The sequence below is a fragment of the Corynebacterium sp. SCR221107 genome (assembly GCF_027886475.1).
GTDB lineage: Bacteria > Actinomycetota > Actinomycetes > Mycobacteriales > Mycobacteriaceae > Corynebacterium.
Map to the genome: position 1 here is coordinate 1,319,283 of NZ_CP115670.1, position 15,768 is coordinate 1,335,050.

Here is a 15,768-nt window from a genome sequence, read left to right on the forward strand (position 1 = left end):
GGGGTGGCAATGGTGATAGGGCAACGGACTATACTTGGCGGGTTGAGTCGGCCGGGGAGTGCGTCGGCAAGCAATGCCTGAGAGGCGCAAGGAGCAGATCTTATTGCATGACCGCGCCAAACAAAGCCACAACCGTGGCTAACATGCTGAGAAGAAAGCGAGTAAAACGTGGCAATCTACCTCGATCATGCGGCAACATCGCCGATGCGGGAGGTGGCAAAACAAGCATGGCTTGAGGCCGCGAGTGCCACCAACCCGGCAAGCCAATACGCCTCGGGGCGAAGGTCGCGCTCCTTGCTCGATCAGGCTCGCGAGAAGGTGGCGGAGCTTTTGGGTTGTGAGCCCATTGAGGTCATCTTTACCGCCTCCGGCACCGAAGCCGACAACATTGGCATCATAGGGCAGTGGCGTGCCCGCAGCGGTGGCCAGGGCGGGCGCGTGGTCGTCAGCGCGGTCGAACACCCTGCGGTGCTGGAGGCTGCGAAGTTCACCGGCAGCTATGGGGCTGCGCTGGACTACCTTCCGGTAGGCCCGGACGGGATCGTTTGTGACCTGACAGCGCTGGATACTCCTGCCAGCGTGGCCTCGTGCATGTGGGCCAACAATGAAACCGGTGCTTTCCAACCCGTAGAAGAGGTCATCGCGGCAGCCCAGGCCACCGGGACACCCGTTCATATCGATGCCGTCCAGGTAGTCGGAAAGATCCCGATTGACTTCCACACCCTGGGTGCTACCACGCTCGCAGCCAGCGCCCACAAGTTCGGCGGGCCGCGGGGAGTGGGGCTATTGCTGGCTCAGCGCTCACCGGCGCCCGCGCCCGTCATCGTCGGCGGTGGGCAAGAACGCGGGATCCGGTCTGGCACAGTCGACACCGCCGGCGCCTATGCGCTGGCGGCGGCCCTCGAGCAGGCCTGCGCCGACATGTCCGAGGAAAACGCAAGGCTCAAGGAATTCAAGCGCCTGCTTCTGGGCGGAATCCGCAGCAAGATCGACGACGTTGTGGTTCACACCCCGGAGCAGTCCCTGCCCAGCCACCTCTACGTCTCCTTTCCCGGCGCGGAATCCGACAGTCTCATCATGCTCCTGGATGCGCAAGGAATCGAGGCTTCGGCGGGCTCTGCCTGCCACAACGGAGTCAACCGGGCCAGCGAAACGCTGTTGGCCGCAGGCGTGGATGAGGCCACGGCACGCTCGACCGTGCGCTTTAGTTTGGGGCCTACCACCACCCGCGCCGACGTTGAGACAGTCCTAGCGGCGCTGCCGGAGGTTGTACGCCGTGCCCGGCTCGCGGGAATGGCTTAGGTCCTTAACCGTTAGCTTCCTCGTACGCGGGTGGAGTGTTTTTCCATAAGCGTGTGAGAGGCCAGCATAGATACCCAACCATCGTGTGGCCTGTTCACAGGCAGCACACAGGTTTGCGGTTTAGCGTTGAACAACGTGAATGTCATTCGTGATATCCCGCTCGTTGGCACAGCTCCGGTGGCGGTGATGGTGGCCATTCTCGTGGTAGCTACTGCGGCGGCCTTATTCATGGGTGCGATCAGGCGGATCGTCATCGCAGCAATAGCTGCGGCGATAACTACCGGAATCGTCTGGGTCGTGCTGTCCAAGGTGTGGAAACCATTTCCCGATGCGATCCCCGCTTACCTGTACATAGCAGGGTGGGTAGCGGTGTTTATCCTTGTGCGCGCGCTCATCGTTCGCGGCCATCGCGTGGTGTGGATGGCGGTGTTCGTTGTGGCGGCCTTGTGCGCCAGCGGACTGGTGAATAACCAATTCAATGTGTATCGCGCTATTGGAGATTTTGATCCCAAGCCGGTAACGGCCACTGTGAGCTACGAACAGTTTCAAGCAATGACCGCGCCCGCCCAATTGGACGGGCGCGACGTCGGTGTGGAGCTTAACGTTGCGCTGGAGGCCACCGTCAGCGGTTTCCATCCCCGCGACGCTGTGGCCTATGTCCCACCTGCGTATTGGACACATGCGGCGGAGAAATTCCCGGTCATCGTTTTAATGGCTGGCAATCCTGGAAACCCGAATGATTGGTTCAAGACGGGGATCGTCCAGAAGATCGCCGACGAATTTCAAAAAAGTCATGATGGGCAAAGTCCGATTGTCATCAGCGTCGACGGCACAGGGGGCTACGCTGATAACCCGGCTTGCGTCGACGGTGCGCGCGGAAACGTTCAAACCTACCTTGCAACCGATGTGCCTGCGGCAATCAAGGCTAGATTCCGGGTGACCGACGACCAAAAAACGTGGACCATAGGCGGGCTTAGCTACGGCGGCACCTGCTCGTTGCAGGTTATGAGCAACGCCCCGAGCGCCTACGGCAGTTTCCTTGATTTCAGTGGTCAGGCCGAACCGACCCTCGGTAATCACGGAGACACGGTCAATAAGCTTTTCGCTGGCAACGAGGCTTCCTTCGAAGCCGTCGATCCCGCGCACATACTCCAGACGGCCGCCGCCAACGGAGGTACCCAGTTTGAGGGGATCGAAGGCAAATTTGTGGCAGGCACCCGCGATCAAGAATCGCAAAGGGCACTTTCAACTCTCAATGACCTTGCCACGAAAGCGGGGATGACCACCGAGTACACCACTGTGTACGGCGGGCATGATTTCGGCACGTGGCGCACGGCATTGGATGAGAACTTCGCCTGGGCAGCAGCCCGCGGCGGGCTGACCTAGCGCCGAAGGCACCATTGCGTGGGGCTGGACCACCGGACTGCTTGCAGACCAGGTCAAGCTGCCTGTTTCAGAAAGGCTGTGAACCCCCGTCGCGGGACAGCTGCTTTAAACAAGATGGTGGTACACCTTTCTTCTCATTCCGGCCCCTATTTTCCTCCTTTTCACATTTCTTCATCTCCCAATTCATAAGGTGGCGAGCGTCCTTGAGTACAGATTCCCCCGAGAAGCCCACGATGGCGGATCAACAGGCGGGTACAGGGCAGCACGAGGTGGTAGCGCAGGCGGCCGCCAACGAGACCCCCGCGGCCAGGGTAGGAGTGCGGAAGACCGTGGCCAGTTATCTGTCAAGCATCACGGGCTGGCTCGAACCGATGTGGCAGGTGACCCGGCATGGACCGGTGAGTTTTGGGCTCCTCGCGTTGATGTGGATTCTATTTTTCGCAGGAGGCAATAGCGCCGAGGGACGCCGGGCTGCATTCGGGATTGAGCAGCACGGGCACCTGCTGAGCCACCGGCTCGTGACCTGTGGATTAACTGTCGGTACTTTTAGCGGTTTGATTATCGCCACCATTGCCGTGATCTTCTTGGCGCTACCGGCCGAAAAGCTGTTGGGCAGCGTCCGCTTTGTCATCGTGGCTGTGGTCGCGCAGGTGATCACAGTTCCCTTGGTGTTTGGCCTCGCCAAGCTGATGGTGGCGTTGCCCATCGATCAGTGGACCGACGAGCTGGCTATGGAACGCTTCTTAAGCCCCGTGGTCTGGATGAGCGCCACCCTTGCGTTTGCTTCCTCCTACGCGCCGATCCTGTGGCAACGACGAATCCGCATCTTCCTGCTTAGTTTGTCGGTGACGTTGGTGTTGTACTCCGGATCCATCAGCGATGTCGCCTTCCTCGTGGCTACCTTGTTAGCGATGCTGGCGGGGGCGGTTGTTCACCACCGAGGGGGAATGCGCTACAGCCAGGGTCTTTCGCAGCGTGAGTCGCGCGTGATCGTGGCCATTTGTATTTCTGCGGTGGCGCTGGGTCCGGTGTTGGCCTTTTTTAATCAGCACGCTGCCGGGCCACTGTCGGGGCTGGCGCGGCTGATGTGGGAGCCGACGCTGTCGGCTCAGGAGTATTCCTATTTGTGCCATGTGGATGCCGATTCCGAAAGCTGTCGGGAGGCGATTGCTGCCACCCGCCGCGGGGTTGGGCCGATGGTAGCCAATCTCGTACCATTGGCACTCCAGCTCGTGCTCATGGCAGGACTGGTTCGTGGGCGCCGTTTCGCCTGGTGGGCAACGCTGTTCGTGCAGATTCTCAGCGCGATGGGCATATGGTTGGAAACCCACATCGTGCAATTGGAATTTGGTTCTTCCATCACGGGGCATCTGTCGTCGACCACCGCGATGCTTCCATGGATCTTTAGCATTGGCGTGCTTGTATGGAACCGCCGCCGATTTCAGGTGCGGACAACGGCCAATAAGATTGCGCGTTTCTGGGCGGTCACCGCCATTGCTTGGGTCTCCTCGGCAGTAGCGTGGCTCCTGGGTGGCTATCTGCTTCGCAATAGTTTCGTATCGGCCTTGAGCTGGGGTACCTTGCTCGGGGAGCTTCCGCTGCGCTACCTGCCCCCGCCGTTGGCGGTGGCGATGGGCATTGAGTTTATCCCGCAGACGTCCGTGGCCTGGTTTGTGTTTGAATGGGTCAGCGAATTGTTCTGGTTCCCGCTCTTGTGGGCGCTGTGGACGGTGCTGATGACCACCCCCGATGCGCGGGTCGAGGCCGACCGAACTCGTGCCCACTCGATCCTTATTGGTGGCACGGGCGACCACCTGTCGTGGATGACCTTGTGGAATGGCAACCGATATTGGTTTGATGAGCCTTCTGGGGGAAGCTACGTAGCCTACCGGGTGCGCAATGGCATAGCGCTGACCCTAGGTGGGCCGGTCTTATCAGCGCAGGCCTCCCCGAATGAGCTTGGGGAGGTTGCCAATCGCTTTGAGGCCTTCGCCGACTCCCAAGGATTGATTACCGCCTGGTATTCGGTCGGTGAGGAGTTTGCGTGCACGCGCACCCACCGTGGCTGGCACAAGCAGCACGTCGCCGAGGAATCCGTGCTGGATTCTTCCCTGCATGAATTCCGTGGCAAAAAGTTCCAAAACGTGCGCACCGCCCGTAATCATGCTCGAAAGGAAGGCATCACGGCGGTATGGACCACGTGGGAGCATGCTAGTCCCATGCTGCGTCAGAAGATGATGATGCTGTCTGAACAATGGCTTTCAGACAAGGCGCTTCCGGAAATGGGCTTTACCCTCGGCACGCTCTCCGAGCTCAATGACCCCGATACACAGATCTTGCTTGCGGTGGATGGCGATGGGCGAGTCCATGGTATGACAAGCTGGTTGCCCGCGTATCACGGTGGGCGCATCGCAGGCATCGTCTTGGACGTGATGCGCCGAGACGCAAGCGGGTTTCGGCCGGTGATCGAGTACTTGATTTCAGAGGCGATGATCGAGGCACACCAACGTGGGTGGGACTGGATCTCTTTGTCCGGCGCGCCGTTGGCCCGCAGCGAGATGGGTGAGCCAACGATCCTGGATACTGCGCTGGACAAGGTCGGCGAGCACATGGAGCCGCTCTATGGCTTCCGCGCCTTGGCTGCCTCGAAGAACAAGTTCCAACCGGTTCATCACCCGTGGTATCTGTGCTTCAAAGACGAACTCAGCCTTCCAAGTATCGGGCTTGCAGTCGCCGGTGCCTACCTTCCACAGCTAGGCGCTGCCGACGCCGCTGCCGTTGTGCGCGCCTGGGCCAAAGCACAACAAGCAGCCTAGCTACTCCACACACCGATCCACCCCCGTTCCCTCCAGCGCCGTGGCCCTGAATGCGGACTGTTCGCACATTCGCGGTGTTGCTTTCCGACGCTTACCGCGCCGAGGCGTTCAACCAGGGCAACCCCACGATTTCCCATGGCTTCAAACACAAAAAGAATGAGCCCCCTCGTACAGCGTCAACAACGTCGACACCGTACAGGGGGGCTCACGCTCAATTTAGAGAGACTTTAAGAAATCTCGAGTCCGCGGGAAATGGTTGGCCAAGAGTCGATGAGATCCTGATTCCAGTAGGTCCAGGTGTGAACACCGGTGGGGCGGAAGTTGAAGTCCGCCGCGATGCCCTCACGATCCAGCTTGGCCTTGAGGTTGTGGGTGCACACGTTCGTCGCGCCCTCGATGAGGCCACCCTCGACGGTGATGACAGCGGAGTTCAAGAACGCATCGCTGGCGTTCAGGTTGTACTGACGTGCCAGGTAGGAGGAGGTCTCACGGTCGGAGGACAGGCCGGATGCGTTGGAAACGTAAATAGCCTTGCCGCGCAGGCCCTCGGAGTTGAGGAGGGCGTCATTGTAGCGGTTGACTTCGCCGCCGAGCGGGCCCCACATGGTCTCCGGCTGCTGATCACCGCGGTTGACGGTCACACGCAAAAATTCCCACGTGATCGGGTCGGAGGTGGATGCACAACCGGAGAAAGATCCCACGGCGTGGTACAGGTCGCCGGAGTGCTCAGCCAAAAGCAGGGAGGAGGTCGCGGACATCGACATACCCAAAACCGCGCGACGGCCGCTGGCGCCGAGGTAATCTTCGACCGGTCCTGGCAGCTCCTTGGTCAGGAAGGTCTCCCACTTCTGCGGGCCCTTAAGGTAGTAGCTCGGGGCCGGATCGTTGACCCAGTCGGTGTAGTAGGAGAAGGCGCCGCGCATCGGGATAACCACGTTGACGTTCTTATCTAGGTAGAACTGGATGGCGTCGGTCTGCTGGATCCAGTTCTGGCGCTGCTCGCCACCGCCTGCACCATTGAGCAGGTAGATGGTGGGGCGCGGTCCTGCGGACTGATCAGCCTTGATGAGGACGACAGGGATATCGCGGTTCATCGACGGGGAGTAGGCAGTGATCTCGGTGACGCGATCGTTGTTGAAGCCAGCAATCTTGGCGCGCCATTCCTTGTCGTAGTACTCGGCAGGGACGAGCGAATCCTTGATGGTGGCCTGGTTCACGCCTGCCTCGACCGCTACTGCAGGGGCTGCAGTAACGACTGGAGCGACGGCTGTTGTGGCACCGATCGCTGCTGCGAGCGCGATCCCCGCTGTGAACTTGCGCATGTAATCCTCCGAATCGGGAAAGTTTTCAACCGAAGCTCATGGCCGAGCATTATCCGCCCGCGGATGATGAAGCACCGGTGAGTCAGAATCAAGCCCAAACTTTATCAAAAGTTTCTGAGCCTCGTATGTGTGATCGCTGGATTCCTATGAAAGCGTTACACATCAAATAGGGAAAGCTTGTGAATGCGCAGGACAGGCCGGTGAAAATAACTTTCCCATTCAGACCCGCGCCGAGAGCCGGGCCGATAGCGCATCACCTATGTTGCTTCCGGCGCAGGCTATGCCGATTCAGGATCGATTGCGTTGGATAAAGGACGGGGCCAGCCGACTGCAACGCGTTAAACGTCGGAAAGCAGTCTGCTGGAGGCAGATGCTCTTCCCTCCCACCATTTCTTGCGACTTCATCCTCAACGGACATTGCGCGGTCGTGGCTGAGTGCGCCGTGTCATCTTTTGGCACTAACTTTTGAGGTGATGTCTCAACTTCTGAGCTGATGTTTCGTCGCAGAATCTGGGAAGGAGAATCTTGCGGCGAAGACGGCGCGGCGGGGATCAGGGGACCTGGGTTTGGCGACTATTGCTTCGCGTTTGTTGCTTGCCGACGCCCACCCGCGCGCATTTCGCGAGGTGGAATGCAGCAGTTACTCTTGGCTGTCGTGCATGCCGTGACCCGACGAAGCCCACTTCCTCGTCCATTCCAGGCCATGGTACTGGGCCGGCACCCCACCGCCAAGCAATGACCTGCCCAACTGTGCCACGGAATCGGTGCCGAATGGCTCCACATCACAACCCAACAAAATGATGTTGCCGTAGCGCCGGCCCTTCAACATCGGCGGATCCGCAATGACCGCAACATGAGCAAACACCTCCTGCATCCCGGCGAGCTCATTGCGGGCGAGGCGCAGCTCCTTATGATCGCCACAATTGGCGATGTAGAGCCCCTGCGGGGACAAAGCCTTGTGGCATTGGGCATAAAACTCGACAGTGGTGAGTGAATCCGGGGTGATGCTACCTGCAAAAACATCTCGAATGATCACATCCCTGCTACCCGGGACGAAAGTATCCGTCACCTTCCTGGCATCGCCGGCACGGATCTTCAATGCCGGCGCCTTGGGCAAATCTAACCAGGTGCGGGCAAGGGTTGCCAGCGTGTCATCGATTTCCACCACCGTATTTCGCGAACGCGGGAACCGCGCCACCATATACCGGGGAAGCGAACACGCACCCCCTCCTAGATGGGTAATCCGCAGCGTCGTTGGATCCAGATGATCGTCGACATACAGGCTCACGGCCTGTGCAATCCAGCGCATGTATTCATAACTGAGCTCGAGGGGGTCGACATTGATGTGGCTCGACGGCACGCCGTTGACATACACCTCAAACGCGCCGGGTGTATACGGGTCAATCCGTAATTCAACCTCGCCGCTGGCGGTAGGATACATTCCCGGTACTGGCCCGAGTCCTGAATCAGGCGCGTTGCCAGCTTTCTTGTTCGATGCTATGCCCGCGCCCTGCACGCGATCGCGCGTGTGGTGCCTCGACCTTTTTCTTCCCATATGAGTTAAACCTAGCGCGTCCGGGCCCACCTCCAAGCCTGCGCCCGGCAAAGTCCCACAATGGATGGGATAGAGGTGCCCCACGCACCACTCCTCGATGGTTGCGCCGATAGTGGGGAATAGGCGCAGGTATCGCGCGCGTTGTAGTCTTGGCACGACAAACGTTTAAGAAGCAACAACTGAAGCTGGCCGGGTGAATCCTCAGGCGGGCACGCAGCCTCAACTTTGGTGAAGGTGTCCGCTTCGTTGGGGTTCGCTCTTCCACGTGGTGCGTTCCCGCGAACCTAGGGGGAGAGCGAAAAACGCCAGCGCTTTTGTTGGTCTGTATTAATAGTCGCTAAAAGTCCTCATTTTCTTATCGTAGGTAGTTGAAGGAGCTCAGAAACAACATGCGCGTTCTTGCGGCAATGAGTGGCGGCGTGGACTCAGCGGTAGCGGCGGCGCGCGCCGTCGCCGCCGGGCACGACGTAGTCGGCGTACACCTGGCCTTATCCCAGGATCCGCAGGCGGTGCGTGAATCCTCCCGGGGCTGCTGTTCTTTGGAGGACTCCGCCGATGCCCGTCGAGTGTGCGACAAGTTGGGCATTCCCTTCTACGTGTGGGACTTTTCCGACCGCTTCAAAGAAGACGTCATCGACGACTTCGTGGATTCCTATGCCCGCGGCGAGACCCCCAATCCGTGCCTGCGATGTAATGAAAAGATCAAGTTCGCGGCACTGCTCGAGCGCGGCATCGCCTTGGGCTTCGATGCGGTAGTCACCGGTCATTATGCCCGCCTGGTCCAGCCCAGCGAGGGCGGCGACGGCTACCTGCGCCGAGGAGTAGACCCCAACAAGGATCAGTCCTACGTTCTTGGCGTGCTCGGTGCACACGAGATCGCCCACTGCATGTTCCCGGTGGGGGACACGATCAAGCCGAAGATCCGCGAAGAGGCAGCCGAGCAGGGCTTCTCCGTGGCTAAGAAGCCCGACTCCTACGACATCTGCTTTATTCCGGACGGCAACACCCAGGCGTTTTTGGGCAAGCGCATCGGCCTGCGTCCGGGGATGATCGTGGACACCGAAGGCCATGAACTCAAAGAGCACGACGGCGCCTGGAACTATACCGTTGGTCAACGCAAAGGGCTTGACATCAAGCAGCCTGCGGCCGACGGCGCCCCCCGATACGTCACCGACATCGACGCCAGCACTGGTACCGTGACCGTAGGATCGCGTGCTGACCTGGAAGTGCGCACAATCACGGCCGATCGGCTGAAGTTCCTGCACCCGCGCATGGACGGCACCTTTGAAGCAGAAGTTCAGGTGCGCGCGCACGGTTCCGTGGTGCCGTGCACCGTCACCGTCGACAGGGGCGCCGACCGCATGGAGCTCAATCTCCACAAGCCACTGTCCGGTGTTGCTCGCGGCCAGGCGGCCGTCATCTACCTGCCCGATGCCGCAGGCGACATCGTTGCAGGCTCCGGCACCATCATCGGCACCTCCAGCCACTCACCGCGATGAAACCTGGCTTAGCTGCTGCTCGTAGCCGCTGATGGCATAAGCTTCGAATACCACAGCTTCAGTCATAACCGGCGTTCCTGCTCCGCTGGTGTGCCTTATCATCGACGCAGGAAGGTTGTGCTCTAGCGATCGAGCGATAAAGAGATGGAGGCATGGAGGCATAGTGCGACACAGCAGCACGTGCTTTTTTGCTTGCCGACGAAAGGAAACCGCACTCTCGTGAATGGGACCAGCTACAACCTGGGGGATCTGCCAGGTCAAAGCCTGCAAGAGGCCGCCGATGTGATCGCCAGCGAAACGCCCCTGCGCACCATCCCACGCCTACCAGGCCGCGGCCTCGGCAGCGACGCGATCGCTACTACCTTGTCCATGATCCCCGAATTGCCAATTGAAAAGGGACCCCGCTCCTGGCGGCTCACGCCGCGCCCGCAGATCCTTTCGCGACGGGTCTGGGATCGTCGCACGCGTGACCTTGACACGATCGAAGAACTCTGGGGCCAATCACCACAGGTGCAATTCGTTGCGGTTGGGCCTTTCAGCCTTGCCACCCGGATCGAGCTGTCCGGCGGTCACCTTGCTGTCACTGACCCCGGCGCCCTCCGAGACCTGTGCGAGGCCTATATCGAGGGGCTTGTTACCCATGCCACCGACATCCAACGACGGCTGGGCGCAGACGTTGCGCTCATCCTCGAAGAGCCGGATCTCAATTCCCTGGCACAAGGAACTATCAAGGGCACCAGTGACTTTGACGTGATCCCGAAGATTTTCCCCACCACCCTCGGCGAAAGGCTGCACGGCGTGATTGCGGCCTTGCATGAAGGCGGGATGGGAATAATCCGACTCAACCAGCTGGGTTCCACACCCCGGGTCGATATTGCCCGCATCGCGGTTCCGGATGTGATCTTGCTTAGCCGCGCAGCCATTCGCGGAACGGGTCTGCTTGATGACGTTGGCCAAGCTATCAGCGAGGGAATCGGTGTGGGGATTGGCAGTATCGGAAGCAGAGACTTCCTGGATGAACAGCGCGAGAATCCCCGGCGCCACGCGGTAGCGGCTGCGCGGTTATTCGATGAACTCGCCATCAGCCGCGAAGACCTGAGCAAAGCGGAGATCATCCCCGGCGCCCCTTTGACAGACACTAGTTTGCTCGCTGCCGCGCGCGCATTGGCCTGCGCCCGCGTGGCCAATGAGATGCTTGCCAAAGATGCGGGGGATCTCTAGTTTCCTCAACCTTCCGAACCCCGCCACAGCGGTGGCCCCCTTAACCGCGCGCGCTTTGCAAAGGCCACGAGGTATTGACTGAGGAGGCATCCCGCCCCTGCCCCTCAAGGTAGCTCTTCAGGCTCGTTTGGGACTTGAAGTACTCCACCGCTTGGTACTCCATGAGTTCATTGAGGGACTTTTCCTCGATGTCGGTGACGTAGTGTTTCTTAGCTTGGACCCAGGCGATGCGCGCGGCTGCGAGGGCATCCGAGGTGGCCTCGTGCGCATTATCAATACGCACGCCATAGTGCTGGCACTGATCACTCAGGGTGCGCTTGCCGCGGCGATAAGGGTCAAGAGCCTTGTCGATGACGTAGGGATCAAAGACTGGTCCGGTGACAAGGAAGTCACCGGAGAGCTCGCGCACAACGGTGAGATCATAGGCTGCGTTAAAGACAATAAGTGTCAGCCCGTCTTCCCAGGCCTTTCTAATGATGCTGACCGTTTCTGCCAAGACTTCATCATGGGGGCGGCCGTGCGCGCGGGCATACTCGGTGGTGATGCCATGAACCCTGGTTGCCTCCTCGGGGATGTCCACTCCTGGATCGGCGAGCATCTCATAAGGGTGGACGCCCGAGGCATCGATGCGCACGAGTGCAGAGGTAACGATGCGGGCGCGGAACGGATCACTGTGCGTGGTCTCCAAATCGAAGCTCAGCACGGCCTGAGGATTAAAGCGAGCGGTTGCTGGATCAACGGAAGTCATGCCTTCAACACTAAACAACGCCCCCGACGTCGCGCGGCTCGACCATGTTTTGTATTCGAAAATGCCTGTTCATGGCCAATTGTTGGTGCTTCTTCGCCAGGGGATGGGGCAGTTGTCGGTCGTGTGGGCACGAAGTGTGGCGACGACAGTGCGCGTGAATACCCACGATGCACGATGCAGGTGCGGCACGAACGTGTGAACAGCGAATGAATCTAGCGGTAAGAAGACCTAGTCTTTGGTTGCGTTCCACCCGCCTTCTTCTCCGAGCGAGGCAGGATGAAAGATGATGAAAAATAGTGGTGTGAACTGGCTTGTTCGAAGCAGCCGGGCAGCGTGGGAAGTATTGCCCGTAAGATGACTTGATGTGAGCAAGGCCCAAGAAACCCAAGAAAATGAGTCGGTCGTCGTCGACGATACGAAGACCCCAGCAGATGTGCCCGCGGTCGCGGCGACGGCTGCCACAGGTGGATCAGAAGATGCCAGCAGTGAGGAGGCGATGCTGCCAGAGGACGCAGTCATCGCCCAGGAGGGGGCAAAAAATGCGAAGGTAAGCGAGCAAGGCCTCACCCAGTTGCGCCGCACATGGGATGACCTTGCCGAACAGGTGCGTTATCACCGAGATCTCTACTACAACAAGACTCCTGAGATCTCCGATGCGGAGTTCGACGAACTGTTCCAGCAATTGCAGGAGCTTGAGGCGCAGCATCCGGAGCTCGCCGTGCCGGATAGCCCCACGATGGAGGTGGGCGCACCCACGCAGTCCAGCTTCAATAATGTCGAGCACCTCGAGCGCATGCTCAGCCTCGATAATGTGTTCAGCCCCGAGGAACTTGGAGAATGGCTAGCGCGTACGCCGGCACACACCTATCTCACTGAGCTCAAGATCGACGGCCTTTCCCTCGACGTCATCTATCGCGAAGGAAGGCTGGATCGAGCAGCCACCCGTGGTGATGGTCGCATCGGCGAGGATGTGACAGAAAACGCCCGCGTGATCACCGACCTGCCACATATGCTCACCGCGCACCCTGATTTTCCGATCCCTGCCGTGCTGGAAATCCGAGGTGAGGTTTTTATCGCCGTGGAGGACTTCGCCGCGGTCAATGAGCAGCGCCAGTTGGAAGGCGGTAAGCCGTTTGCCAACCCGCGCAACGCGGCTGCCGGTTCATTGCGCCAAAAGGATGTCGAGGCGGTGCGCAAACGCAAACTGCGCATGATTTGTCACGGCATCGGCTACACGGAAGGCTTTACCCCGGAGTCCCAGTACCACGCCTACGAGGCTCTGGCGGCCTGGGGCCTGCCCGTTTCGCAGTACACCGAGCGTGTACATACCGCCGAGGAGGTCCAAGCAAAGGTAGCGTACTGGGCGAATCACCGACACGACGCACTCCATGAGATGGACGGGCTTGTGGTCAAGGTGGACGATATTGCGGCGCAGCGCAACATGGGTGCTACTGCGCGCGCTCCGCGTTGGGCGATTGCCTACAAGTATCCGCCGGAAGAAGTCACCACTACGCTGCTTGACATCCAGGTCGGCGTAGGGCGCACTGGGCGTGTGACCCCCTTTGCCGTGATGACCCCGGTATTTGTTGCCGGTTCTACGGTGGCGATGGCCACCTTGCACAATCAGACCGAGGTCAAACGCAAGGGCGTGCTCATCGGGGACACCGTGGTCATCCGTAAAGCAGGGGAGGTCATCCCCGAGGTTCTAGGCCCCGTGGTCGAAAAGCGGGACGGAACCGAGCGCGAGTTCGTTTTCCCCACCAACTGCCCCTCCTGCGGAGCCGTCCTCGCACCGCAAAAGGAAGACGATGCGGATTGGCGCTGCCCCAACACCAAGTCCTGCCCCGCGCAGCTGTCGGCGCGCCTGACCTACCTCGCTGGCCGTGGCGCCTTTGACATTGAGGCGCTGGGGGAGAAGGCAGCAGAGGACCTTATTACGTCTGGGGCCTTGGAAAACGAGGCGGGGCTTTTTGATCTCACCGAAGACGATCTGCTCAAGACCAGCGTCTATACCACGAAGAAGGGCACTCTTAACGCCACGGGCAGAAAGCTGCTTAAGAACTTGGAGACGTCGAAGGACACCGACCTGTGGCGGGTATTGGTGGCGCTGTCGATTCGACACGTCGGTCCGACGGCCGCGCGCGCCTTGGCTCAGAAGTTCCGCAGCCTAGAGGCAGCTCGTCACGCCAGCATCGAGGATCTAGCGCAGACCGAAGGAGTCGGCGAGATTATCGCCGAAAGCTTCAAGAGCTGGTTCGACGTCGACTGGCATCGAGAGATCATCGATGCGTGGGCTCGCGCCGGGGTTCGCATGGAAGACGATGTCAAGGATGCACCCGAGCAAGTCCTCGAGGGCCTTACCATCGTGGTCACCGGCACGCTGGAAAACTTCAGCCGCGATTCTGCCAAGGAAGCGATCGTGATCCGAGGCGGCAAGGCCGCGGGGTCGGTGTCGAAGAAGACGAGCTTTGTTGTGGTCGGGGCAAACGCCGGTTCCAAGGAAACGAAGGCACGAGAACTTGGCCTGCCCATCCTCAACGAGGAGGAATTCGTCACGTTGCTCGAAGGCGGGCCGGAGGCCGTGTAAGAAGTTCAGCACCCTCGGGGAAGGCGGATTTGTGGTGCCTTAGCCCGAGGGGTGTCGCTGTGCTTTCGGCTTAGCTATCCATGAGCTTGCCAAGGATGGTTGCGAGATTGCCGAAGTGCTCGACCTCGCTGGGCTGGTAATCGGGGCCACCGACACGGCCTAGGATAAGCAGCTCGTTGCGATTATGCAGTGGGGCGGCGGTCAGCGCGGTGTCCAGCAGCGCCCACGACTCCGGGATCCATTTCTCGGTGTCGGGGCGAAGGACTCGCGCGGTGTCGATCTCGGGTACGTCCGGGGTGGTGCCATCGTCCTCAGGGGCAGCCGGGGAAGCGGTAACCCGGTGCAACTTGCCGTCTCCTGTGGCCAACAGGATCGCCCAGGTTGAGGTCAACACTCGGGGAATATTGTCGATGAGGTGCGCAAGCGAGTTTGCTTGGTTGCGGGCGCTGGCGACGTCGGCAAGCATGCGAATCTGGCCGCGCCGATCAACCGTCCCGCTGAAGGGCCGGATGGAATCAACCTCCACACCTTCCACATCATGCGCGGCGGTGATCAGCGCATCTGCCATGACTCCGTTGGGAAGGCTGACGACCATATCATCCATGACGGTGCCGTCGGGGAAGGCTTCGACCACGTCCACCGATTGGATATCGCCGCCGGTGCTGCCGATCGCCTCTGCTAAATGTCCCAAGCTACCGGGGCGATCGGGCAAAAGGATGCGGATCAAGTACGACATGGGGATACCTCTGTAATTCTTCTATATCTATCGGGGACGTAAATCTGCTAAAGCTATGCCCGGACGTGGGAAAAGGATGGTTTTCCCAGGCGTGGACGTGGATAGAGATTTTCTTTTGTGGAACCCATCTTAGGAGCCGGGGCTGGTTATTTCGAGAGTGCAACACTCATGAGTGGCCGCCTTCGCTGGTTCTTTTGTTGAAACGTTCGGGGTCTGCAAAAGTTTCCCACCCCACCCCCGGCGCAGAATATATTCGGACCGGGCGCGAGTAAAAAATTCACTTAAAGCGAGAAACTGTGGCGCGGTCATGGTGCCCCCACACCGGCCTGGGGGAAGTGCTCCGGCGCGCATTTTTTATGCTTAACGACGTTGACCGCGCCGAATGTGACAGGTTCCACTGCGTGGCACGTCTTTTTGTGAATGCAATTGGTGCCAGAAGGAAAAGTCCATAAGCTAGGACATTCTATGTACCCGGCGGCAACTATGTCCAAGCGTTAGGCAGCGAGAAAGTTCATCCCCGGCGACAAGGCGGGGACAAGGCGACCACGGCGATGGTTGCAAGGACAGCAGCGCAAGGCTGGGTGTCAAAAAAGAAT

10 protein-coding genes are annotated in these 15,768 nt (G+C 59.7%); 6 read left to right on the top strand and 4 right to left on the bottom strand.

All coding sequences use genetic code 11. From position 1 onward, the window contains the following. The first annotated feature begins 204 nt into the window (after window positions 1–204). The 3 genes from PAB09_RS05860 (at window position 205) to PAB09_RS05870 (ending at window position 5,504) form a co-directional block, all read left to right on the top strand. Window positions 205–1,302, top strand: a complete 1,098-nt coding sequence (locus PAB09_RS05860) for a cysteine desulfurase family protein (RefSeq protein ID WP_271035288.1) — start codon at window positions 205–207, stop codon at window positions 1,300–1,302. A gap of 135 nt (window positions 1,303–1,437) precedes the next feature. Beyond that, complete coding sequence (locus tag PAB09_RS05865; RefSeq protein WP_271035083.1) at window positions 1,438–2,688, top strand: alpha/beta hydrolase; 1,251 nt, start codon at window positions 1,438–1,440, stop codon at window positions 2,686–2,688. A gap of 203 nt (window positions 2,689–2,891) precedes the next feature. Then, window positions 2,892–5,504 carry a bifunctional lysylphosphatidylglycerol flippase/synthetase MprF gene (locus tag PAB09_RS05870; RefSeq protein WP_271035084.1) on the top strand — a complete coding sequence of 871 codons (2,613 nt, stop codon included), beginning with the start codon at window positions 2,892–2,894 and terminating at the stop codon, window positions 5,502–5,504. Window positions 5,505–5,731: 227 nt separating this feature from the next. On the opposite strand, the gene PAB09_RS05875 is transcribed toward PAB09_RS05870, so the two are convergent. Continuing rightward, window positions 5,732–6,826: an alpha/beta hydrolase gene (locus PAB09_RS05875; RefSeq protein WP_271035085.1), complete on the bottom strand. Its 1,095-nt coding sequence runs from the start codon at window positions 6,824–6,826 to the stop codon at window positions 5,732–5,734. A 640-nt stretch (window positions 6,827–7,466) separates the two neighbouring features. Next, the gene (locus PAB09_RS05880) at window positions 7,467–8,267 is read right to left on the bottom strand and encodes a spermidine synthase (RefSeq protein ID WP_271035086.1); all 801 of its coding nucleotides are present in this window, start codon (window positions 8,265–8,267) and stop codon (window positions 7,467–7,469) included. A gap of 503 nt (window positions 8,268–8,770) precedes the next feature. Here PAB09_RS05880 and mnmA point away from each other — a divergent pair. Together mnmA and PAB09_RS05890 are read left to right on the top strand one after the other, a co-directional pair. Beyond that, a complete protein-coding gene (mnmA, locus tag PAB09_RS05885; RefSeq protein WP_271035087.1) occupies window positions 8,771–9,880 on the top strand; it encodes a tRNA 2-thiouridine(34) synthase MnmA in 1,110 nt (369 codons plus the stop codon). 219 nt (window positions 9,881–10,099) lie between these two features. Next, entirely contained in the window at window positions 10,100–11,101 is a 1,002-nt protein-coding gene (locus PAB09_RS05890) for a hypothetical protein (protein ID WP_271035088.1), read from the top strand. Between the two features lie 40 nt (window positions 11,102–11,141). Here the strand turns inward: PAB09_RS05890 and PAB09_RS05895 are convergent, their stop codons facing one another. Continuing rightward, window positions 11,142–11,849 carry a 3'-5' exonuclease gene (locus PAB09_RS05895; RefSeq protein WP_271035089.1) on the bottom strand — a complete coding sequence of 236 codons (708 nt, stop codon included), beginning with the start codon at window positions 11,847–11,849 and terminating at the stop codon, window positions 11,142–11,144. Between the two features lie 496 nt (window positions 11,850–12,345). Here PAB09_RS05895 and ligA point away from each other — a divergent pair, with 496 nt between their 5' ends. Continuing rightward, entirely contained in the window at window positions 12,346–14,436 is a 2,091-nt protein-coding gene (gene ligA, locus PAB09_RS05900) for an NAD-dependent DNA ligase LigA (RefSeq protein WP_271035289.1), read from the top strand. Between the two features lie 70 nt (window positions 14,437–14,506). Here ligA and PAB09_RS05905 read toward each other — a convergent pair whose 3' ends face one another. Next, complete coding sequence (locus tag PAB09_RS05905; protein WP_271035090.1) at window positions 14,507–15,172, bottom strand: amino acid-binding ACT domain protein; 666 nt, start codon at window positions 15,170–15,172, stop codon at window positions 14,507–14,509. Window positions 15,173–15,768 lie beyond the last annotated feature (596 nt).

Bases quoted from the DNA above. Each gene is read 5' to 3' on its own strand.
- PAB09_RS05880 (WP_271035086.1), bottom strand. From the start codon at position 8,267: ATGTATCCTACCGCCAGCGGCGAGGTTGAATTACGGATTGACCCGTAT.
- PAB09_RS05905 (WP_271035090.1), bottom strand. From the start codon at position 15,172: ATGTCGTACTTGATCCGCATCCTTTTGCCCGATCGCCCCGGTAGCTTG.
- PAB09_RS05860 (WP_271035288.1), top strand. From the start codon at position 205: ATGCGGGAGGTGGCAAAACAAGCATGGCTTGAGGCCGCGAGTGCCACC.
- PAB09_RS05875 (WP_271035085.1), bottom strand. From the start codon at position 6,826: ATGCGCAAGTTCACAGCGGGGATCGCGCTCGCAGCAGCGATCGGTGCC.
- ligA (WP_271035289.1), top strand. From the start codon at position 12,346: ATGCTGCCAGAGGACGCAGTCATCGCCCAGGAGGGGGCAAAAAATGCG.
- PAB09_RS05895 (WP_271035089.1), bottom strand. From the start codon at position 11,849: ATGACTTCCGTTGATCCAGCAACCGCTCGCTTTAATCCTCAGGCCGTG.
- mnmA (WP_271035087.1), top strand. From the start codon at position 8,771: ATGCGCGTTCTTGCGGCAATGAGTGGCGGCGTGGACTCAGCGGTAGCG.